Below are 22,693 nucleotides of genomic sequence, written 5' to 3' on the forward strand. Positions count from 1 at the left end.
ATTTAAAAGAAAAAAGAAACACTTCCACCGTCTCAGATGTTGACTTTCATTCTGAACTTTGGAAGTGTTTTTGTTTATTTGATTAAAAAAGCCACAGCATGATATGCTGCGACTCATTCAGGATTACATCAGTTTACAGGCTCATGCGTGATCCGGCGATATATGTCCATATATTCTTCAGCTGAGACGTTCCAGCTGTATTCCCCGCTCATTGCGTTTTTCACAATCTTCTTCCAATGTTCTGGCTGTTTGTAGATCTCCTCGGCACGTCGAATGGTATTCATCATATCATGTGCATTAAAGCTTGTGAATGAGAAACCATTCCCTTCTCCAGTATACTCATTGTATGCCTGCACAGTATCGTTCAGACCGCCTGTTTCCCTTACGAGGGGCACACTACCGTACCGCAGAGCCAGTAGCTGACTAATACCACATGGTTCGAACCTCGATGGCATTAGGAAGATATCACTACCTGCATAGAAGCGGCGGGATAACCCATCGTTAAACGTAATCTGGGCAGACATTTTGAGCGGATAACGATTAGCGGCTTCACGGAACCAGTGTTCATACATCGGCTCTCCTGTTCCCAGTACAGCGAATTGAATGTCATCATAGTACAACAATTCATCCAGGATACGGCAGACCAGATCAAGCCCCTTAGAGTCCACCAGCCTTGTCACCATCACCATGAGAGGTACATCGGGACGAACAGGAAGTCCAAGTTCCTTTTGTAGCTCAATTTTGTTCTCCGTTTTCTTGGACAGACTTGTTCTGTATTTCACTGGAATTTTGGTGTCCGTTGCCGGGTTGTAGCTCTTGGTATCAATCCCGTTCACAATCCCGCTGAAACGATCCCCTAGTGAGCTTAGCAGTCCGTCCAATCCGTATCCATAATAAGAGGTTTGCACCTCCTGTGCATATGTTGGGCTTACGGTTGTCACATGGTCAGCATACACAATTCCTGCTTTCAAGAAATTGACATTACCGTAATATTCGGCTCCATCCACGGTGAAATATCGATCGTCCAGTTCAAGGATTTCACTGAATAACTCATGCGGGAATACCCCTTGGTACAACAAGTTATGTATGGTGAATACCGTACGAATATCACTGTAGAATGAATCATGTCGGTAATGGGCTTCAAGCACCAAGGGGATCATTCCTGCATGCCAGTCATGACTGTGCAGCACGTCAGGTTTGAACTCAATCTGTGGTAACACTTCGAGAACTGCACGGTTGAAGAAGGCGAAACGCTCGCCGTCATCCATATACCCGTACACTCCATCACGTCCAAAATAATACTCATTATCCACAAAATATACTGGAATTCCATCATGAACCAGCATTTCTATCCCACAATAGGGTCTGCGCCAACCAAGAGGCACATCTGTTGTAATGACTGGTTTCAACGCGTCTTTGTACTCATCAGGAATCCCTTTGTATTTAGGCATAATCACCCGCACGTCTGCCCCGCTCTTCTTCAATGCAAACGGGAGAGCACCGATTACGTCAGCAAGGCCTCCTGTTTTGATAAATGGATGTACTTCAGCAGCAGCAAATAGAATATTCATGCCTTTGTCCTCCTCTTCGGTTTCAGCGTGTTGTTTTCTTTCTTATTTTTCGTTTTTGAACTGACGGAAGTAATACTCGCAGGTGATTCATCCGTTTTCCGACGCGTGTTCTTTTTTAGAATCACGATGCTCAGCGGAGGCAAAACTAATTCAAGACTATGCGGATGCCCATGAAAAGGAATCTTTTCGGTAGGCAGCTGCATATCATTAGTAATGCCTGAACCGCCGTAAACGGAATGGTCACTGTTCAGAACTTCGGTATACATACCGGGACGCATGACACCAATCCGGTAACGCTCCCGCTTGACCGGCTGAAAGTTAATGAGCACAAGGAGTGTATCCGCAGGTTTTTTTCCTTTGCGTACATATGAAATGACACTCTGGTCCTGATCATCCGGAGTGATCCATTCATAACCGTCCAAGGAATGATCAAGCTCCCACAAAGCTTTTTCGCTCAAGTACAGGTTAGACAGCTCACGCTCAAACTTATGTAAATTGCGGTGACTGTCATAATCCAGCAAGAACCAGTCCAGTTGATCCTCATCTTTCCATTCGATGAACTGGCCAAATTCTCCACCCATAAACAACAGCTTTTTCCCTGGGAAAGTCATAAAATAGCCCAGAAAAGCACGCATGCCAGCAAATTTCTGCTCATAAGTTCCTGGCATCTTGTCGAGGAGCGACTTTTTGCCATGAACAACCTCGTCATGAGACAGAGGTAGCACATAATTTTCAGCAAAGGAGTATACGACCGGGAAAGTCAGCAAATGATGTTTGGAAGGACGCTCATGAAAATCAGATTCCATGTAATCAAGCGTATCATTCATCCAGCCCATGTTCCATTTGTAGTTAAAGCCCAGACCACCTTCATGTACTGGTAAAGTCACCATTGGCCATGCACTTGATTCTTCAGCCATCATCAATGCATAAGGGAAATATTTGAACACCGTCTCATTCAGCTGCTGCAAAAAAGCTACAGCTTCCTTGTTTTCCAGACCACCCTCATCATTGGTACGATATTGTCCTGGCTGCTTCTCAAAATCAAGCCGAAGCATACTCGTAACAGCATCAACACGGAGTCCGTCAAAATGATACATCTCCATCCAATATAATGCATTGGAGATCAGAAATGAACGAATTTCAGGTTTCGAGTAGTCAAAGCTGAGTGTGCCCCATCCCGGCTTCTCTGCTAACATCGGATCTGCATACTCATACAAAGGCGTACCATCAAACATACGCAACCCATGAGCGTCTTTGGCAAAATGTGCAGGAACCCAATCCAGCAATACGCCAATCCCAGCCTGATGTAGTGTATCCACCAGGTACATCAGATCTTTCGGATGCCCATAACGACTGGTCGGCGCATAAAAGCCTGTGTTTTGGTATCCCCACGAAAGGTCATATGGATGTTCGCTGAGGGGCATCATCTCAACATGTGTATATTTCATTTCTAATAAGTAAGGAACGAGCAAATCAGCCATCTCACGATAACTATAGAGGCTCCCGTCTTCTTTACGCCTCCAGGTTCCCATGTGCATTTCGTAAATATGTAGAGGTTTGTTATACATGGCACGTTGTTTGCGTCTCCAGGCTCCATCATTCCATTTATACCCTTCGATTGAACTAGTGACAGAAGCTGTCTGAGGTCGAACCTCCGCTTGAAACGCATAAGGGTCCGCTTTGAGCAATTCTGTACCATCTTCCGTTAGTATACGGAACTTGTATAAAGTTCCTTCGCTGATTTCCGGAAAAAAACGACTCCAAAATCCTGATTCGGGTATCTTATATAAAGGTTCCTTTTCGCCTTTCCATTCATTGCGGTCCAGAGCCAGTCCTACTTCTGCGGCATTTGGTGCCCATACGGTAAAGCGATACCCCTGAAGGCCATCGCAAGTCTCAGGCTGCGCGCCCAACATTCGATAACTGTGATGAAGGTTTCCTTCATGAAATAAATAAATATGCTCCGGCAATATGTCCGGGTGTGCTAACGGTTGAATGGCCAAGAGATCACCTTCTTCTCAAGAAAATAGATATAACAGTTACCATTACCCCATTCTAGCCAAGTTGAAAAGAAAAATGCGGCGCTTTAGAAAATGTTGTATTTTTTCTGAATTTTTACAGCAACAATAGTTTCAATTGCTCTACTTTGAGTTAATGATGTACTACAATGCACAAATGCACAATATTTTGGGAGGGAAACGATTATGTTTAATAAAGATTGCATCGCTATGCTGTTGGCGGGAGGAGAAGGGAAGCGATTAGCCCCTTTAACCTCGAGTATCGCAAAACCCGCTGTACCGTTTGGCGGGCACTACCGGATCATCGATTTTCCTCTCAGTAACTGCGTAAACTCAGGGATCGATACTGTAGGAGTATTGACGCAGTACCAAGCGGAATCGTTACACGATCATATCGGTGGAGGAGAACCATGGGGACATGGCAACTCAAATGAGGCAGGAATTTCCTTACTTCCATCTTATCATACAGGAAATGACGAATACTTGGGAACGGCGGATGCTATTTATAAAAATATTGACTATATTGATCAACAAAACCCCGAAAATGTTCTAATTTTGTCGGGTGACCATATTTATCATATGAATTATCGTGATATGTTGGAGGCTCATCAAGCCAATAATGCCGCAGCAACGATTTCAGTTATGGAAGTTCCATGGGACGAAGCACATCGCTTTGGGATTATGGCTGCCGATGCTGATCTGCGTGTAACAGAGTTCGCCGAGAAACCGGCTGAACCGAAAAGTAATCTGGCTTCAATGGGCATTTACATGTTCAAATGGGAGTACTTGAAGCGCCATCTCTTGGAAGATGCTGCTAACCCTGAGTCCAGCCATGACTTCGGTAAAGATGTTATTCCTCAGATGTTGAACGAAAACAATCCCCTCTTTGTCTATAACTTTAATGGGTATTGGAAAGATGTAGGTACAGTTAAAAGTCTGTGGGATGCACATATGGATCTGCTCTATAACGAGGAAGACTGGAGTCTGCAAAAAGAAAACTGGCCGATGTTTACTCGCGGCTGGCGCTCCAAGCCAAGTGCTTACAAAGCCAGAAATGCGAAGGTCGAACAGGTAACTTCCATGATTCACGACTCTTGTGCCATTGAAGGTCGTGCAGAACGTTCCGTTATTTTCTGCGGTGCTGAAGTAGGTAAAGGTTCTGAGGTTAAAGACAGTGTCGTTATGCCTAACGCACGTATAGGCCGTGGGGTTCACATCGAACGCGCCATCATCGGTGAGGGTGCGATTATCAAAGACGGTGCAATTGTGAAGGGTACAGCCGATGAAATTGTTGTCGTTGGACCTAATGAGATCGTCTCTGCCAAACCGGCTGTCCGTACGCAACCCGTGCGTATGTTGAAAGAAGTATATGAGAAAAGTGGGCGCTTGCGCGCTGGTGAACTTTCTTCATAATGAAATAGACATTATACCAAAAAGGCGAGCCTTGGATGGCTCGCCTTTTTTGGTGTTAAAATGAATATTTATTGAAGCAGAACTATTCAATCACCGTAAATTCATTCAAGCTTAAGATTTTTCCTGTTCCAATTTTACATCACTTTCTGCTTGTTCTTCAGGGAATGCATTATCACCAGACTGCGTTACAGAATCCTCTGTACCCGTCTCATCAGCCACAGCCGGTAACGTCACCGTAACGATTGTACCCGATCCAAGTTCACTCTGCATCGTGATTGTTCCCTCATGCAGTTCAACCAGTTCTTGCGTAATCGCAAGTCCCAGTCCCGTTCCCCCATTTTGATGATTGACCTGGAAGAAACGATCCCGTACTTTGATCAGGTGTTCTTCACTAATTCCGATACCGGTGTCTTGAACAGCCGCAATAATCTGACCACTCTCTTCTTTAACGGACAAGAAAATCCAGGAATTCTCATGTGAAAATTTGATCGCATTATCCACAATGTTTAAGAAGACTTGTTTCAGTCGATTGCCGTCTCCATGGACATTATAAGCTCGAGTCTCGTCTGTTTCCAACTTCAGATGAACCTGTTTTTGTTCCGCTTTGGCCCAGACATTCAACATCGTTTCCTGCACAATTTCACGTATGTTGACCGTTCCTTTAACCAGCTTCATCTGATTCTGCTGCAATTTGGAGAAATCCAGCATCTCTTCGACAAGTCCAATCAATCGTTCGGTTTCTTTGGAAATGATACCCATGCCGATACGGGTTTCTTCCGGATCATAGCCGCCTGAGTCCAGTGTCTCGCTCCAGCCCTTAATACTGGTCAGCGGTGTTCTTAATTCATGGGAGATCGACGAGATAAAATCATCCTTGATCTGATTGCTGCGCACAATCTCATGTGCCATGAAATTAAGTGTTGATGCCAATTCGCCCAGTTCGTGCTTGTAATTCCCCTTAACCCTGACATCCAGCCGTCCTCTGGCCATTTGGGCAGAAACTGCGGTGATGTTGTTGATTGGACGTACAATGGAATTCGCCATCCCAATACTAATGATCAAAACTATAGCAAGCACGCCAATACCGACCGCAATTGCAAGCAATCCCATATTCAGTAGTTTGGAATTCACATTTTCAAGCGATGTAAGGTATCTAATCACATAAGTATTTTCGCCACCCAGATCAAACTTGTGTGAAACGGCCATGACGGATTCTCCAGTACCTGGTTGTCTTCCAATCCAGCGTCCCATATCCCCGTTCAAAGCCTGCATAATATCACTGGTTTGCAGCACAGCACGGTCGGATTCAAAAGCAGTTGAACTCGCCAATACGCGCCCGTTCAGATCCAAAATTTCCAATTCAGTATTGGACAGTGCCAAATTCACAATCAATCTGGACAGATTATTGCCATCTTCCGTGTTATTCTCACGAGCGATCGGCTCGAAAAAGTCCTTTGAATTGGAAATGTGGGTACTAATCGTATTGTAGATACTTTCATAATAATACCTTTGCACTGCCAACATAAATACGAATTCGACCAACAGCAGAGCAAGAAAAACTACAAAGAAATAATGTAGTACGATCTGCCGTGTAATGCCTTTTTTAATCATTGCTCCCGGCCCTTCCATTTGTACCCGTGACCCCATACAGTCTGCAGGTATTCGGGCTCGGAAGGATTGTTCTCAATTTTTTGACGCAGACGACGAATGTTAACATCCACAATTTTGGGATCACCCATGTACTCTTTTCCCCATACATGATCTAACAATACATCGCGGCTGAGCGGTGTATTTTCTTTTTCCAGGAAAAACTGAATCAGGGAAAACTCCGTTGGAGTCAACTCAATGGCTTCATTCTGTTTCTTAAATTGCTTCGAGATGAGGTCCAGTGAAAATGGTCCGGACTGGAACGTAACCTTCGCCGCAGTTTCCCGATGCACGTTCACACGGCGTAATAACGACTGAATACGTGCAATCAACTCTGTTGGGCTGAAAGGCTTGCTTACGTGATCATCTGCACCAACGGAGAGTGCGTACACTTTATCCTGTTCCTGAACTTTCGCAGTCAAAAAGATGATGCCCAGACGTTCATTGGTTTCACGGATCCGTCGACACACCTCGAATCCATCAATACCTGGTACCATGACATCCAGCAGAGCCAGATCAATATCCGGTACTGTTTGCAGTATGCGAAGCGCTTCATGACCGTCACCCGCTTCAAGCACTTCGAATCCGTTTCTCTTTAAATTAATCACTATAAAACTGCGGATGGATTCTTCATCCTCAAGAATAAGTACTTTACTCATTAAGTTCTCCCTTTCTATTCAGCTGAGAAATATTGCTCAGTGCATCTTTACCCGCCTCTGATTGTGCTACCCGTGAAGCAATAACCCGATCTTTGGTACGCGTAATTTCCTTCCAGCTTTTACCCTTCTCCTGTTCCCACTTGGAAAGGGTGAAATATTTGATCTCTGCCACGGTTTCGTCCGTATCAATCATTTTAAATCGAATATATTTTTCCTTTTCCGATTTGGTGTCAATAGTGATCTTACCGTACCACTCTGGCTTGAGATTTAGATGAAATAAATCAGCATCATCCCGGAATTGGAACGAGACAAATTTCTTGCCTTCTTTGCCATCCCATTGGTAATAGGTATAGAACCACAACCTGGAGTCAAAAACGTAATGCTCCCAGCCTTTTGGAGTCTCTTTAAGTCCAAACTCAATAATACCATCATTATCGACATCACCGCTTAAAATTTTGTCATCTCTATACGTTTGATCCGGTGATTTAAAAGCATTGACTAACTTGTTATCCTTAACATACATAATTTGCGAGAAGGAACTCCGATCATCCAGCTCAGTATCCAGTACAATCCCCATTTGTCCTTTGGAGATTTCTCCACCAAGAGCACTATAAACTTCTTTAACCGTATAATCGGTCTGCACCCGATCAACTTCCTTGAAGCTGCCATCTTCGTACTGATATAACGCAATGGTTGCAAAGCCGCTGTTGTTCAGCGATACGATAACAAAATCACTCTTGCCATCCCCACTCAAATCCAGCGTATTTCCCTGCGCATCATCAATAATATACTGGTTATATGGGACTCCGCCCAGAACTTGCTCCAGTGCCCCGCCTTTATACGAATAGGCAGTCAAAGCTTTCTGCTCCTGTAAACTAACACCAAGAATAATATCCGGATTTCCATCATTCGTAATATCCAATACTTTAAAGGATTGCAGCTCATTTCCCGGCACATCAAATGTAAGCTTTTTAACCCATGCGCCTCCCTGTTCTTCCAAAATCATGCCATGAATTCGCACATTCTCGTTTGGTGTCTCATAAAAGACAATCGCTTCTCGAGTTCCATCCCCATTCAAGTCTTCCACCCGAATCATACTGGTGTTATTCATATCCTTGGGACGGATCAAGGTACTCTCTGGTGGTAATTTAAGCTGAACCACGTTGTATAATTTTTCCTTATCTGTGGACATCATTGGTTTTCTCATCAAACCCTTGGGGTCACTTATGACTGTGCATCCGCTCAGAACAGAACCAAGCATAATTGCCATAGTTCCTGCTGCAATGAAGCGTCCCCACCGTGAATTAAACAATCTCATCACTCTTTTCAATAGTTTAAATCTGGTTTTTTTCTTGCTGTGTCAGTCTTCGTCCACGAATATCAAAAGCAATCTTGCCATCTGCCAATCCCCAGATCCGTGTGGCATGTTTCTCAGCAAGTTCAATAGGCAGTACTGCAATGACTGTTGCACGTTCTTCTTCACATAGTTTGCGTAGTGTTTCCAGCACCGAATCTGCTGTATGAGGGTCAAGGCCAATCACAGGTTCGTCGGCCAAAACCACTTTGGCACCATGAGCAAGTGCTCTTGCAATAGCAACACGCTGCTTCTCGCCACCGCTAAGCTTTTCTGCTATTTGATGTGCTTTATCGAGTAATCCCAATCCTTCGAGATAATCCATAGCACCCATATAATCATCGGAACGTACCATACCGGTTACCATTCTCCATACGGGAGTCTGACCCGATCGTCCGATTAATACATTTTTAAGAGCTGTACGTCTGGGGAATAACTCAGGATTCTGCTCCAAGTATGCCCATTCCCGTTTTATTTTCCGTTTTCCAGACCAGCCTTCTTTCAAGATCTCGGCACCATCCACCGTAAATCGGCCAGAATCCCATTTTTCCATCATGGCCAAACATTTAAGCAACATGCTTTTACCGCTACCGCTTGAACCAACGACAGCTATCATCTCACCTTGTTGCATATCAAATCGAATATCCCGTAGAACGGGAACGCGGTCCACGCCAACGGATTTACTCAAGTTCTCTACTCTGATCATCGCGATGTCTCCTCTTGTCCATGTTTTTCCCTACCACTAGTGTACTCGGAAATGGACATCAATTTCCATGCGAACACCAGCTTCTATTTTAACACAGATTCGAACTCAGGTTTACGACGAAATAATATACCTGCCACACCAAAAAGAAGGTACATGATTCCAAGTAGGGTGAACATGCTTCCGGGTGAAATCCAGTTGATCATTTGACCACCCAGATTCGGTCCGATAATGCTTCCAATCGTGAAATGAAAGGATGCCACTACGTTGGCTGCGGGCAGCAACACTTTAGGCAAGATGTCTGCGGCATAAGCCAGACCCAGTGAGAAAAAGGAACCGACCAGGCCACCTGCAATTGTTAACAATACAAGTGTCCACCAGAAATGCGTACCTGCGACTGGAACCAGCATGAAGACAATTCCCCCGCTGATGCCCGCAAACATCAATATCTTCTTACGCCCATATCGGTCACTCAACATTCCGAGAGGCAATTGAAGGAACAAACCTCCAATACCGATAAATGGAAGCAACGATGAAATCTGATTGGTATCGAATCCAATACGAAGGCCATACACCGGGAAGTTGCTATTCATACCGGCCTCCATATATCCGTATAAGAGTGCTGGTAACAGTGCATACCAAGCCCATGCCAGACTGCGACGGAAGCGACGTTCCGGCAGTTGGCCATGCTCTGCTTTTTCCGGTTTCGTATCCGGAAGCTTCATTAATACCAGTATAAGTACTGCTGCAATGCAGATGAACAAGACCCAGAAAGGGACAGCATCACCGAAGCCAAGCAGCTTTATTCCCAGAGGACCAATACTGAATCCGAGACCGTAGGACATGCCATATAATGATATGTAACGTCCACGCTTTTCAGGTGCAGTAACAAGCAGCACCCAGAGTTGGGCCGCATAATGTAGTGCGCTATCTCCTATTCCAACGACCAGACGTAAAATGAACCATATTTTAATATCTGGTAAATAAGGAAATAAGATCAAAGGAACCATGACCAATAACAGGCCGCCTACAATCAGCTTTTTGAACCCCAATGCACCTAGTAGTCGCTCCGCCACTAGCGTCATGGCAAATGAACCAATGTACAACGCGGCGGCGTTTAATCCGTTTAATCCTGGTGAAACCCCTTTTTGCTCCAAAAAAATTGAAAGCACAGGAAGCAACAGCCCCTGGCTTATGCCCGCCACCACAATAACCGTAATCAGAATCAGATAATTGGCTGTCGAGTGTGATAGTTTGGGACGAGTAATCGATGACACGAATTCATTCCTCCTGCGAGCACACAAAGAAAAATCGCCATCGCTGACGACTTTCGTATGTTATACATATGGTTTTTATCTGCTATTCATGGAACAGGGCTTTGCCCCGGACTTGAACATTATAGTGGACAACGCCCTGCAAAACAAGCCATAATAGAGGTTGTTCAAAAAGTCCACTTTTGATTACGAATCATGCCTAGTGGCATCATCAGCTTCGAAGATGAAATTCAGCCGAAATGTCCGTTGCTCACGTAGTTTTCCTACGCTCCGCTACTCCATTTCTAGCTTCATTCCATCTTCTTGGTACTGAAAACCAGACTTTTTGAACACGCACTAATCGTACTTAAGTCGCTGCGTACATTTAGATGTGACGGGAGGATTCTGCAACATTATGGCCTATCATGTGAAAATTGATGTTTCACCGATATATGAAATGCTTAACAGCTTTTTGGTTTATGTCACGAAAAAATGGATTCAGCATCTGGATATTGGTCCTGAATGGATTCTGGAAGTGGAAGGCAAACTAAGCTCCAATGTACGAGCTGCGCTCGCACCTGCTGCCACTTGGCCTTTTGATGATTTTGATGTGCTGTTTGCATGGGCAGCGTATCAAAATGATACGGAGGAAAATCGTGAGTTTCTGGACATGCTTGCCGGAATGACAGCGGAAGACCTATATGCACGTGTGTCTCCTCTACTGCCCGCTCTTACAATAGAAGAATCTACGCGCATTCGGAACAGTTATGTCCCATTATTGCGACTATGGGATGAACACTACTGTCAGAATATGAGCGAAGATCAGCGTGTATGGCTGGAAGAAGATGCCGAAGAAAAACGCATTTTGCTTGATAAAATGGGCCCTGAACTGCTTATTGAATATGCTACGGCAGGAGTTCTTGTTGAACCGATGCCTGGACTGAACGAAGTCATCCTGTTTCCAACGGTGCACAATCGCCCTATTAATATGTACTGCTTCTATGAGGGAATGATGATTATGCAGTATCCCGTAGATGCACCTGAAGAAAATGAAGACCAGCCGCCAACATGCCTTTTACGATTCACCCATGCACTGGCTGATCCCGAAAGACTTCGCCTGCTTCGTTACGTATCGGATGAACCAAAGTCTCTCGCTGAGATGTGTGAAGAATTGGGTAAAGATGAAGATACGGTCAAAGATCAGGTGATGGCGCTGCGCATCGCAGGTCTGCTGCGAACTCATTTGCTCGGAAGTAACCGTAAAGAGAAATACAGTATTCGGCCAGATGGCGTATCTGAATTGAATATGTTTCTGGAATCTTACATTCGCATATAATTCATATGAACCATTGTGGAGTTGCTGGCTACAAGGAGTGAGTTAGATCATGAAATTACTGAAACAACATATTTTGTTTGACCTTGATGATACACTCGTATACTGCAACAAATATTTCAACCTGATTTTGGGAGAATTCTTTGAGAATATGCAGGAGTGGTTTGATGGACATTCTTTGACAACGCAAGAGATTCGCGAAAAACAGCTCGAGATCGATGTAACCGGAGTGAACAAGCTTGGCTTTGCGAGTCATCATTTCCCGCAATCCCTGATTGATACCTACCGTTACTTTTCTAAAAAGTTTGCCCGATCAACTTCTCCCAGAGAAGAATCTTATCTGAGCAAGTTGGGTATGAGTGTGTACGATCAGGAGGTTGAACCCTATCCTCATATGGTTGAAACGCTTGAGAACCTCAAAGGTGCTGGACATTCCCTCTACTTATATACTGGCGGCGAAACTGTGATCCAGCAGCGTAAGATTGATCAGATGAAGCTCTCAGCTTATTTTGATGATCGGATCTATATCCGACAGCACAAAAACATTGAAGCACTGGAAGGCATTCTATCTAACGGTCCGTTTGATCGTCGTGCAACATGGATGATTGGCAACTCACTGCGGACAGATATTATGCCCGCGGTAAAAGCCGGAATTCACAGCATATACATTAAACAGCCAAACGAATGGCAATACAACATCGTAGAACTTCAGCCTAATCCGGAAACGTCGATGTATACCATCACTGCTCTGGAAGAGGTACCCAAAGTCATACACGAAAATATACAACAGCAGCAACAAAAAAGGACCCTTGGATAAGGGTCCTTTTTACTTAATGATGACTAGGATCAAGCATCCTGCTTCTCCCCAGATAACTTGCCTGTTACCACATCCTGGAGAATAATACGTGCCTTCACCGTACTCCCGTCTTTTCGTTTGAAAGACAGTACTTGGGTACTCCCTTTCTCAATCAGCGATTTTAACATCGTACTGGTGATTTTCTTGCCTGCATACTCTTTCCATACCACAAAGGAACAGCCTTCCTTGAAACGTGAGCATCCGTAGCCCTTCTTGCCCTCTATAATCTGACCCGTGCAGCCGGGAGAAGGACAAGGTGCCAGTAACTCTCTCACTCCCGAAGGGCTGCCACTTGAGGACGGCGCCTTGGTGGTCGTGCTTTTCCCATTGCCGGCTCTTGATGAAGATGCCGAAGTCTGACGGGACGTTTTTACAGCCGAACCGCCACTAGCTGTCTTGGCAGATGTCCTTGTATTGCCGGCCTGGGTTCTGGCTCCCTTGCCTTTCCCCCTACCTGCACGCGAATCTTCTCCAAAAGCATCTGCCGGCGCCGGCGCTTGCACACGCACTTTCTCGATGATGGACAACGTAAATTTCTTAACGTTCTCCATAAACTTGTCCTGCCCCGCCTCACCTTTGGAAATCTGATATAATCTTCTTTCCCATTGGCCTGTCATCTCAGGTGAAGTTAACAGATCTACGCCTGCTCGGCGAATCAATTCGATAGCCGTTCTTCCTTTGAGCGTTAACTGCATTTTTTTCCCCTGCATCGTAATGTAACCTACGTTTTTGAGGCGCTCAATCGTAGCAGCACGTGTAGCCGGAGTACCCAAACCACTGTCTTTCATCGCATCTCGCAGCTCTTCATTCTCGATCTGCTTGCCTGCACTTTCCATCGCTTTGAGCAATGTTCCCTCGGTATAACTTTTGGGAGGCTGAGTCGCCTTCTCTTTGAACTCACTTTTCGTACATTGAACAGGCAATTCAGGTTGTACACTAAAAGCCTTGTCCGTCCACTCTTCAGCTTCCTCTTCCTCATTGCCGTTTTTCTTGCTCTTCTTCTTGCCTGCACCGCCCTGTTCCTGATCTCCAGAACCGAGAACCACTTTCCATCCGAGGGACAGCAGTTCTTTGACAGATGTCTTAAACTGATGTTTCTCCACTTCGGTGAGCACGGTATGTTGCTTATACTCCGCCGGAGGATAAAAGTGAGACAAGAAACGTCTGACAATCAAATCATAGATGTTTTGCTCATCCTTGGATAAGGTACCTGGTCGCTTTAATGTAGGTAAGATCGCATGGTGATCCTCAACCCTGCTCGGATTACATACCCCTTTATTATTCTTATGAACAAGCTCCGGCTTGGCCCCTTGCGCAAGCTCACTATAGGTACCATTTTTAAGCAGGTTTAGCGTTTTGTGCATACCTTCAATATTCTGTTCAGTAACATAGTTGGAGTTTGTCCGCGGATACGAAATTACCTTGTGTTTTTCATACAAGGCCTGTGCAATATCCAATGTTTTTTTGGCACCATATCCGAACTTGGCATTGGCTTCACGCTGTAAAAGGGTCAGGTCATACAAACGATACGGATACTCCTTCGTTTGCTTCGCTTCGTATTTGATAATCTGCCCTGTCTTGCCCTTCACACTGGCTGTAATGGCCTCTGCTGCCTCCGCATCGGTCAACTTATCTCCCTGACGCAGTCCCCGGTACTCGACACCTTCCTGCCGAAACCAGGCGGCTACTTCATAAAAGGTCTGTGACTGGAACGCTTCAATCTCTATTTCCCGATCGTAGATTAGCGCGAGTACCGGCGTCTGCACACGGCCTACAGACAACAATGCATTATGGCGGGTTGTAAACGCCCGTGAGGCGTTCATGCCAATCAGCCAATCGGCTTCACTTCTGGCGCGAGCAGCATGGGTCAGATTTTCAAATTCAGAGGCATCCTTGAGACCATCAAAACCACGTCTAATGCTCTCTGCCGTCAAATCTGATATCCATAAACGCTTTACAGGCTGACGCAGCTTCAATTGCTGTTGTATAAGAGCAAAGATGTACTGCCCTTCTCTCCCGGCATCGCAAGCATTAACGATCGCTGAAGCCCGTTTCGCCAGTTCTCCAATCATTTTGAGCTGATCTTTCGTTCTCGGATTGGGGACAATCTTGAACTGATCGGGTATGATCGGCAGATCCGCTATATTCCAGCGCTTGTACTTCGTATCATAGGCATCCGGTTCAGCCAGTCCAAGCAAATGCCCTATCGCCCATGTGATGATGTAATGCTCACCCTCCAGATACGTGCGATTATTCTTGGCCTTTGGTTCTATGACGGCGGCAATGGTTCGACCCATGTCGGGTTTTTCCGCTATAACCAGTGTCTTCATCCGTCCATCTCTCCTCCTTCACCGTCCGCATGACGGCAAAAAGGGGCCTTCCGCCGACGGAAGCCCCTTGCTTCTGATACTTATTATATCAGATTTTGGATTCGGGAGCACCCTCCCGAAATGAATTAACCTGCTGCCTGTTCTTTCAGTACATGTTTTTGTCTGCACTCTTTGCATACACCTTGGAAATCCAGACGATGATCCGTAACTGCAAAGCCATACTGCCGTTCTATCTGTTGTTCCAAACGAAGCAGACCATCTTCCATAATCTCTTCTACTTTTCCACATTCTGTACAGATCAAATGATGGTGATGATGGGAGCCATCCGTGCTTCGCAGGTCGAAACGTGCAGCACCATCGCCAAAGTTAATCTTTTCAACGACCTGAAGATCACTCAGAAGTTCGAGAGTTCGGTATACGGTAGCCAATCCAATCTCAGGGAACTGCTCTTTAACCAGGAGGAAAACTTCCTCTGCACTAAAATGATCCTTTTCATGTTCAAGTAATACACGTACAGTAACTTCCCTTTGTTGTGTTAACTTATATCCTTTTTCAACCAATTGATTTTTAATGTGAAAGATCTGTTCTGAAATGGACTTGTCCCGGTTACTTGCCATAGCAGGTCGCACCTCCGGTTTATATTCATTGAAATTTACTTTTATCGTACGGATTCATGGTTTCAGTTAATCCTTATTTATAATCATTATAATATAATAATAAATCTTTATCACTTAAAAAGCAATGCTATTGCTCACACTTGCATGAAATATGTAGTCAAATTGGTTAAAATAACAGCAAACAACCCTCGCTGATCGCGAAGGTTGTCATTGATATCTCGTTCTATACTTTTTACACCAGAACCGAAGCACCCATCAAGTATTTGTCCACTTCACGAGCAGCCTCACGGCCTTCATTAATCGCCCATACAACCAAGCTTTGACCACGACGCATATCACCTGCTGCAAATACTTTATCCACATTGGTATTGTATTTGCCGTAACGTGCCTTAACGTTTGTGCGACGATCTGTTGCAAGACCCAGTTGCTCTACCAACGTTTGTTCCGGTCCATCAAAACCAATGGCAATCATCGCCATCTGAGCCGGGAATACACGCTCTGTACCTGGAATCGGCTGATAAATCTTGCGACCCGTTTCATCCACAATACGCTCGATCTGTACTGTATGCAATTCTTTGAGGTTCCCCTCATCGTCTCCGACAAATTTCGTTGTCATGATGGAGAATTCACGCGGATCTTGACCAAACAGTGCTTTGGCTTCCTCTTGTGCATAATCAAGTGTGTAAACGTTCGGGAATTGCGGCCAAGGGTTGTTAATGCGATCACGCTCCATAGGCGCTTGTGTATGCGTACCGAATTGAGTGATCGTACGACAACCATGACGCAGCGATGTAGCTACACAGTCAGATCCTGTATCACCGCCACCAATGACGATAATATCTTTATCCTTAGCCGACAGATATTGACCATCTTCCAGATTGGAATCCAGATAGCTCTTAATGCTGCCATTCAGGAAATCCATGGCGTAATGAACGCCTTTCAAGTCGCTGCCTTCAATATTGAATTCACGCGGCTTCGTTGCACCACCACACAATACAACAGCGTCATATTCATCCACCAGTTGTTGTGCTGCAATATCTTTACCAATCTCGGTGTTCGTAATGAATTGGATACCTTCTGCTTCAAGCAGATCAACACGACGTTGAACGACCTTTTTATCCAATTTCATCGTCGGGATACCGTACATCAGCAATCCGCCAACACGATCCGAACGCTCATATACCGTTACCAAATGTCCTGCTTTATTCAACTGAGCCGCAGTAGCCAATCCAGCTGGACCTGAGCCTACGACAGCTACACGTTTACCCGTACGTTTTTCAGGAGGCTCCGGAACGACCCATCCTTCTTCGAAACCTTTTTCAATAATTGCTTCTTCAATCGTTTTGATGGTTACAGGCTGACCGATTAAGCCAACTGTACATGATCCTTCGCAAGGAGCTGGACAGACGCGACCTGTAAATTCCGGGAAATTATTCGTTTTGTGAAGGCGCTCAAGTGCTTCTCTCCACAGTCCGCGATATACAAGATTATTCCATTCTGGAATCAGGTTATGCACGGGGCAACCTGACGTGCCGCCAACCATATCTATACCTGTATGGCAATACGGGGTACCACAATCCATGCATCGTGCACCTTGTGTTCTGAGTTCTTCTTCTGCCATATGTTTATGAAACTCTTCCCAATCCTTGATCCGCTCCGCTGGCTCACGATCCGCTGGCAGTTGACGTTTGTATTCCATAAATCCAGTAGGTGTAGACATCTTACGTTTTCCCCCATCCGTTCTTGTCTTAATCCCTTCATGTGCATGGTTCTATATGAAATGGATTACTCATTACTTGAGTTTTTGTCTATTGTATCACAAAATCTTCTCGAAGATATTTCAATTATAGTAGCATTTACTGTGTTGAATATTAAATGGATTATCCGCATAATTATTTGTATTTTATACATCATATCTTTCAAGTCTACCTATGGTCAATACCCTTATTTTGGTGTTAAATGTGCTTTTGAACTCCGAAATCTGGTGTGTGATAAAGAGATAAAAAGTCGAAACGTTATATAAATGTCAGATAATTTGTCATTGAATTCAACATATTCAGCTAAAAATCGTTCTTATTTCCGTATTTCAGACCTGTTTTAGGGCTTCACAACGTTAAATCCCCAAATGTTTTACACTTTTTTACTGTTTAATGCTGAATCGTATGTATAATATACATAAATATCAATCACTCATGTTATATTAATGTAATATGAATTCCGTTCTAAAAAAATGGCTCATTTTTTTAGAAAGAAAAGACGCTGTTCACGAATATTTCGCAATCAGCGCCTCTCATCATACAAATACGACCGAAGTCAGGATCTTTATATGCCATATTTAATGTTTACGTTCATAAAATTCAAACGTATATGCGTGGACATTTTTTTCATCCTGTTCGCCTTCAATCTGTTCAACCAGTTCCCATTCGGACCAATCCACTTCGGGGAAAAACGTATCTCCCTCAAAATTCTCATGAATTTTGGTCACCACAAGACGATCTGCAAGGGGCAGGAACTCGCGATACACTTGGGAACCTCCAATTACGCATAGTTCCTCACCTTTGGTTACGCTCAGCCCTTCTTCAATCGTATGTACGATTTCAGCCTGTTCGACCTTGTAATTCAGATCTCTTGTCACTACGATATTACGGCGCTGAGGTAGCGGCTTACCGCCAAAAGATTCCCACGTGTTACGCCCCATGATAATCGTTTTGTTTAACGTACGTTGTTTGAAAAAGGCCATATCCTTGGGTAAACGCCATGGAATTGAATTATTCAATCCAATCACACCGTTCTCCCCCATTGCCCATACCAATTCAATACTCAAGGGTAATACACTCCTTCGATCCAGGTCTCTTATCGAGATTGAACACTTAATTAAACAGCAATTGGAGCTTTAATGCCCGGATGATGCTGATAGTTCTCAAACTCGAAATCCTCAAACTTATAATCAAAAATAGAATCTGGCTTACGCTTGATTACCAGCTTTGGTAAAGCATAAGGTTCACGCTCCAGCTGAGTTTTAACCTGATCAACATGGTTGGAATAGATGTGAACATCCCCTCCAGACCAGATGAAATCACCCACCTCAAGATCACATTGCTGCGCGATCATATGAGTCAAAAGCGCATAACTTGCGATGTTGAACGGTAACCCGAGGAACGTATCCACAGAACGCATCGTAAGCATACATGATAATTTACCCTCTGCAACGTAAAATTGAAACGCAAAGTGACAAGGGGGAAGCTTCATATTATTGATCTCTGCCACATTCCATGCGCTGACAAGATGACGTCGTGAATCCGGATTATTTTTGATCGAATCAATGACTGCGGAGATCTGATCGATTTTTTCTCCGTTTGGTGCTTCCCATGTGCGCCACTGCGAGCCATATACCGGTCCCAGATCTCCATTTTCGTCCGCCCAGTCGTCCCAGATCTTCACACCGTTTTCTTTCAAATAAGATATATTGGTATCACCACTCAAGAACCATAACAGTTCATGAATAACCGATTTGAGATGAATTCGTTTGGTTGTTACCAGCGGAAATCCTTCCGAGAGATCATAACGGAGTTGTCTGCCGAATACAGATTGTGTTCCTGTTCCGGTACGGTCTCCTTTATGCACGCCGTTGTTCAGAATATCCTGTAATAAATCGAGATAGTTTTTCATGTTGCAATCTCCTCGCACTTTTATTCGTACTAACTAAAGATTATTTACACTTACCACTACGATGACAGAACAACCTTTCGATCGCTGTTATCCCCAGATTTTTTGATTACCTTTTCCAAAGGTAAAATCCGCGAATAAAGGCTAACCGTATGCTTCCGATGCAGCTTTCCTTCAGAAAGCTTTTAGCTCCGCTTCTTCAGGTTCTTTCTGTCCACTACGTTCTCGTGTAAAAGATTAGTTTAACTTCAATACTAATTACATAGACCATGATTAGCTTGGAGCCACATCATGACTGATCATTACTACAGTGTACCACAATTGAGATAGTGGATGAAATCAATTCACTGAAACTTTTGAATGTATAACTTTCCACCATAATCATATACACTGTACCTTAAATTTCTAGGCTTTTGCTCAAAAAAAAAAAGACGAATAACGCATTAGCGTCATTCGTCTCTTCTGATATACGTATAATGCCGGACGGATCCGAAGCTTAGATGATCTTAACGGGAGATGATGTGGATCGGGTGACCCATAACCAATTCCGCAGCTTCCATCACGATTTCGCCCAAAGTTGGGTGAGCGTGAATTGTGAGAGCCAGATCTTCCAAAGTAGCGCCCATTTCGATTGCCAATCCAAGCTCAGCAATCAAGTTGGAAGCTTCCAGACCTACGATTTGGCAACCCAATACAAGGCCGCTTTCTTCGTCAGCTACGATTTTCACGAAGCCTTCAGCGTGGTTCAAAGATACAGCACGACCGTTACCCGCATAAGGGAATTTACCTGCTTTTACTTTGTAACCTTTTTCTTTAGCTTCTTTCTCCGTGTAACCTACGCTGGAACACTCTGGATCTGTGAACACAACAGCCGGCATACATTTGTAGTCAACTACAGATGGTTGTCCTGCGATTGCTTCAGCAGCCACTTTACCTTCATAAGAAGCTTTGTGTGCCAGAGCCAGGCCAGATACGATGTCACCGATAGCGAAGATATGAGGAATGCTAGTACGACCTTGGTGGTCAACTTTGACAAATCCACGCTCGTCAACGTCAACACCAATCATGTCGAGACCAAGTTCTCCATCCGTATTTGGACGACGTCCAACAGTCACCAGCAGGTAATCTGCAGTTACTTCTTTGGACTCACCATTTACAGAATACTTAACAGTTACATCTTTATCCGTTTGCTCAGCACTTTCAGCTTTTGCACCCGTTACGATTTCGATGCCTGTTTTCTTCATGTTTTTAGCCACGAGGCTAGTCATGTCTTTATCGAAACCTGGCAGTACTGTATCCAAACCTTCGATGATTGTTACTTTTGCACCGAATTTGGAGTACATTTGACCAAGCTCAGCACCGATATATCCGCCACCGATAACGATCATGCTTTTTGGTACTTCAGGCAAGTTCAGAGCTTCTGTCGAAGACAGAATGCGTCCGCCAAACGGGAAAGGTTTCAGTTCGATTGGACGGGAACCTGTTGCAATAATTGCATTTTTAAATTTGTAACGTGGTGACTCGTGGTCATTGAATACACGAGCTTCGTTTTCGTTGATGAACATGCACTCACCGTTGAAAACTTCAACTTTGTTGCCTTTGAGCAAACCAGCTACGCCGCCAGTCATTTTCTTAACAACGCCGTTTTTGAACTCTTGAGTTTTGCTGAAGTCCACTTTTACGTTTTCAGCAGAGATACCAAAAGCTTCACCGTGAAGTGCAGACTCATATTGGTGTGCAGCAGAGATCAGGGCTTTGGATGGAATACATCCACGGTTCAAACAAACACCGCCCAGTTCGGATTTGTCTACGATCAATACGCTTTGGCCCAGTTGAGCAGCGCGGATGGCAGCTACATAGCCACCAGGACCCGCACCAATTACTAATGTGTCGATATTGAGAGAAGCGTCGCCTACTACCATATCTTACACCTCCATAACAAGCAGCTCAGGGTTAGCGAGCAGCTGTTTAATGTAATTCATAAAGTTTTGTGCTGTTGCGCCATCGATGATACGGTGGTCAAAGCTCAGGGAAAGAGCCATTACAGGTGCTGCAACTACTTCGCCGTTTTTGATCACTGCTTTTTCGCTGATGCGTCCTGTTCCGAGAATAGCAACTTCAGGGAAGTTGATGATTGGAGTGAAGAACATACCGCCAGCAGAACCGATGTTACTGATGGAGATTGTGCTTCCTCTCATTTCATTCGCGCTCAATTTGCCGTCACGACCACGAGCTGCCAGATCACGGATAGAATCAGCGATCATCCAGATGGATTTACGATCAGCATCTTTGATAACAGGAACGATCAAACCGTTGTCTGTATCTGTTGCGATACCGATGTTGTAGTATTTTTTGTAAACAATTTCGTTAGCTTCTTCATCAATCATAGCGTTCAGAGCCGGGAATTGGCGGGAAGCCGCAACCAGTGCTTTAACGATGAATGGCAGATAAGTAACTTTTGTTCCTTTTTTCTCTGCAATTGGTTTCATGCGAGTACGGAAAGCAACCAATTCAGTTACATCCACTTCGTCCATGATTGTAACGTGAGGAGCTGTGTAAGCCGATTTAACCATTGCGTTAGAGATCGCTTTACGGATACCTTTGAATGGTACGCGCTCTTCTTCAAGGTATTGATCAGCTGAAGCCGCTGCAGGTGCTGCGGATTTTTTCTCTTCTTGAGCCGGAGCTGCTGAAGATGCCGCTGCGGAAGAACCGCCACCGTTTTTGAAGGATTCAACATCTTCTTTGGTTACTTTACCGTTGTTGCCAGTGCCGTTAACCTGAGCGATGTCTACACCTTGTTCGCGAGCAAATTTGCGCACGCTTGGAGTTGCCAGAACATCTTTGGCAGGTACTGCCGGAACGCTGTTGTTGCCGCCTTCTTTAGCTGCATCCGAGCTGGAAGCTGCTGCAGAAGAACCACTTGTGTCAGCTCCGCCTTGAGCTGCTTCTTTCTCTTGCTCGCCTTGATCGCCAGCAGGAGCGTCCTCTTGCTCAGGAAGTTCGCCTTCTGCATCGATGATCGCTACAACTTCACCAACGTGGCAGACTTGACCATCTTTAGCAAATACTTCTGTAACTGTTCCGTTAACCGGACAAGGTACTTCTACAACCGCTTTGTCATTTTGTACTTCCATGATGATGTCATCGTCAGTTACTTTGTCACCGACTTTGATGTGCATCTTGATGATTTCGCCTTCGTGTAGGCCTTCGCCCAATTCAGGGAATTTATATTCAAATTTAGCCAACTGAAAAACCTCCTTGATTATGTGC

Annotated in this window: 17 protein-coding genes; 3 read left to right on the plus strand and 14 right to left on the minus strand. The window is 44.6% G+C overall.

Annotation, left to right across the window (positions count from 1 at the left end; all coding sequences use genetic code 11):
* Positions 1-128 precede the first annotated feature (128 nt).
* Positions 129-1,571: a glycogen synthase GlgA gene (gene glgA, locus NKT06_RS17510; protein WP_253437136.1), complete on the minus strand. Its 1,443-nt coding sequence runs from the start codon at positions 1,569-1,571 to the stop codon at positions 129-131.
* Complete coding sequence (gene glgB / locus NKT06_RS17515; RefSeq protein WP_301289980.1) at positions 1,568-3,574, minus strand: 1,4-alpha-glucan branching protein GlgB; 2,007 nt, start codon at positions 3,572-3,574, stop codon at positions 1,568-1,570. Before glgB ends, glgA begins: the two co-directional genes overlap by 4 nt.
* Positions 3,575-3,775: 201 nt before the next feature.
* Here glgB and NKT06_RS17520 point away from each other — a divergent pair, with 201 nt between their 5' ends.
* Positions 3,776-5,002, plus strand: coding sequence for a glucose-1-phosphate adenylyltransferase (locus NKT06_RS17520; protein ID WP_301289981.1), 1,227 nt, complete (start codon positions 3,776-3,778; stop codon positions 5,000-5,002).
* 111 nt (positions 5,003-5,113) lie between these two features.
* Here NKT06_RS17520 and NKT06_RS17525 read toward each other — a convergent pair whose 3' ends face one another.
* The 5 genes from NKT06_RS17525 to NKT06_RS17545 form a co-directional block, all read right to left on the minus strand.
* Positions 5,114-6,613: a sensor histidine kinase gene (locus NKT06_RS17525; protein WP_253437139.1), complete on the minus strand. Its 1,500-nt coding sequence runs from the start codon at positions 6,611-6,613 to the stop codon at positions 5,114-5,116.
* Positions 6,610-7,308: a response regulator transcription factor gene (locus NKT06_RS17530; protein WP_017688086.1), complete on the minus strand. Its 699-nt coding sequence runs from the start codon at positions 7,306-7,308 to the stop codon at positions 6,610-6,612. Before NKT06_RS17530 ends, NKT06_RS17525 begins: the two co-directional genes overlap by 4 nt.
* Positions 7,301-8,620: a hypothetical protein gene (locus NKT06_RS17535; protein ID WP_253437142.1), complete on the minus strand. Its 1,320-nt coding sequence runs from the start codon at positions 8,618-8,620 to the stop codon at positions 7,301-7,303. The genes NKT06_RS17530 and NKT06_RS17535 overlap by 8 nt, the downstream gene beginning before the upstream one ends.
* A 22-nt stretch (positions 8,621-8,642) precedes the next feature.
* Complete coding sequence (locus NKT06_RS17540) at positions 8,643-9,368, minus strand: phosphonate ABC transporter ATP-binding protein (protein ID WP_091020744.1); 726 nt, start codon at positions 9,366-9,368, stop codon at positions 8,643-8,645.
* Between the two features lie 83 nt (positions 9,369-9,451).
* Positions 9,452-10,642: an MFS transporter gene (locus tag NKT06_RS17545; protein WP_253437145.1), complete on the minus strand. Its 1,191-nt coding sequence runs from the start codon at positions 10,640-10,642 to the stop codon at positions 9,452-9,454.
* A 391-nt stretch (positions 10,643-11,033) separates the two neighbouring features.
* Between NKT06_RS17545 and NKT06_RS17550 the strand changes: the two genes are divergently transcribed.
* Positions 11,034-11,954, plus strand: a complete 921-nt coding sequence (locus NKT06_RS17550) for an ArsR/SmtB family transcription factor (protein ID WP_253437148.1) — start codon at positions 11,034-11,036, stop codon at positions 11,952-11,954.
* A 49-nt stretch (positions 11,955-12,003) separates the two neighbouring features.
* Entirely contained in the window at positions 12,004-12,768 is a 765-nt protein-coding gene (locus tag NKT06_RS17555) for an HAD family hydrolase (RefSeq protein WP_253437151.1), read from the plus strand.
* Between the two features lie 29 nt (positions 12,769-12,797).
* On the opposite strand, the gene NKT06_RS17560 is transcribed toward NKT06_RS17555, so the two are convergent.
* The 7 genes from NKT06_RS17560 to NKT06_RS17590 form a co-directional block, all read right to left on the minus strand.
* Positions 12,798-15,137 (minus strand): type IA DNA topoisomerase, encoded by a 2,340-nt coding sequence (locus NKT06_RS17560; RefSeq protein WP_253437154.1) that lies wholly within the window; start codon positions 15,135-15,137, stop codon positions 12,798-12,800.
* 125 nt (positions 15,138-15,262) lie between these two features.
* The gene (gene fur / locus NKT06_RS17565; protein ID WP_036613667.1) at positions 15,263-15,754 is read right to left on the minus strand and encodes a ferric iron uptake transcriptional regulator; all 492 of its coding nucleotides are present in this window, start codon (positions 15,752-15,754) and stop codon (positions 15,263-15,265) included.
* A 232-nt stretch (positions 15,755-15,986) separates the two neighbouring features.
* Positions 15,987-17,474: a glutamate synthase subunit beta gene (locus NKT06_RS17570; RefSeq protein ID WP_253437158.1), complete on the minus strand. Its 1,488-nt coding sequence runs from the start codon at positions 17,472-17,474 to the stop codon at positions 15,987-15,989.
* A gap of 615 nt (positions 17,475-18,089) precedes the next feature.
* Entirely contained in the window at positions 18,090-18,578 is a 489-nt protein-coding gene (locus NKT06_RS17575; RefSeq protein ID WP_253437161.1) for a dihydrofolate reductase, read from the minus strand.
* 50 nt (positions 18,579-18,628) lie between these two features.
* Positions 18,629-19,423 (minus strand): thymidylate synthase, encoded by a 795-nt coding sequence (gene thyA, locus NKT06_RS17580; RefSeq protein ID WP_076328531.1) that lies wholly within the window; start codon positions 19,421-19,423, stop codon positions 18,629-18,631.
* A gap of 503 nt (positions 19,424-19,926) precedes the next feature.
* On the minus strand, positions 19,927-21,342 hold the full coding sequence (gene lpdA, locus NKT06_RS17585) for a dihydrolipoyl dehydrogenase (RefSeq protein WP_036613658.1): 1,416 nt from the start codon (positions 21,340-21,342) through the stop codon (positions 19,927-19,929).
* A 3-nt stretch (positions 21,343-21,345) separates the two neighbouring features.
* Positions 21,346-22,668 carry a dihydrolipoamide acetyltransferase family protein gene (locus tag NKT06_RS17590; RefSeq protein WP_124115258.1) on the minus strand — a complete coding sequence of 441 codons (1,323 nt, stop codon included), beginning with the start codon at positions 22,666-22,668 and terminating at the stop codon, positions 21,346-21,348.
* Positions 22,669-22,693 lie beyond the last annotated feature (25 nt).

It is taken from the genome of Paenibacillus sp. 1781tsa1, assembly GCF_024159265.1.
Classification (GTDB): Bacteria; Bacillota; Bacilli; order Paenibacillales; family Paenibacillaceae; genus Paenibacillus.

Bases quoted from the DNA above. Each gene is read 5' to 3' on its own strand.
- NKT06_RS17540 (WP_091020744.1), bottom strand. From the start codon at position 9,368: ATGATCAGAGTAGAGAACTTGAGTAAATCCGTTGGCGTGGACCGCGTT.
- NKT06_RS17525 (WP_253437139.1), bottom strand. From the start codon at position 6,613: ATGATTAAAAAAGGCATTACACGGCAGATCGTACTACATTATTTCTTT.
- glgA (WP_253437136.1), bottom strand. From the start codon at position 1,571: ATGAATATTCTATTTGCTGCTGCTGAAGTACATCCATTTATCAAAACA.
- NKT06_RS17530 (WP_017688086.1), bottom strand. From the start codon at position 7,308: ATGAGTAAAGTACTTATTCTTGAGGATGAAGAATCCATCCGCAGTTTT.
- thyA (WP_076328531.1), bottom strand. From the start codon at position 19,423: ATGAAAAACTATCTCGATTTATTACAGGATATTCTGAACAACGGCGTG.
- NKT06_RS17560 (WP_253437154.1), bottom strand. From the start codon at position 15,137: ATGAAGACACTGGTTATAGCGGAAAAACCCGACATGGGTCGAACCATT.
- NKT06_RS17550 (WP_253437148.1), top strand. From the start codon at position 11,034: ATGGCCTATCATGTGAAAATTGATGTTTCACCGATATATGAAATGCTT.
- NKT06_RS17555 (WP_253437151.1), top strand. From the start codon at position 12,004: ATGAAATTACTGAAACAACATATTTTGTTTGACCTTGATGATACACTC.
- NKT06_RS17520 (WP_301289981.1), top strand. From the start codon at position 3,776: ATGTTTAATAAAGATTGCATCGCTATGCTGTTGGCGGGAGGAGAAGGG.
- fur (WP_036613667.1), bottom strand. From the start codon at position 15,754: ATGGCAAGTAACCGGGACAAGTCCATTTCAGAACAGATCTTTCACATT.
- lpdA (WP_036613658.1), bottom strand. From the start codon at position 21,342: ATGGTAGTAGGCGACGCTTCTCTCAATATCGACACATTAGTAATTGGT.
- NKT06_RS17570 (WP_253437158.1), bottom strand. From the start codon at position 17,474: ATGTCTACACCTACTGGATTTATGGAATACAAACGTCAACTGCCAGCG.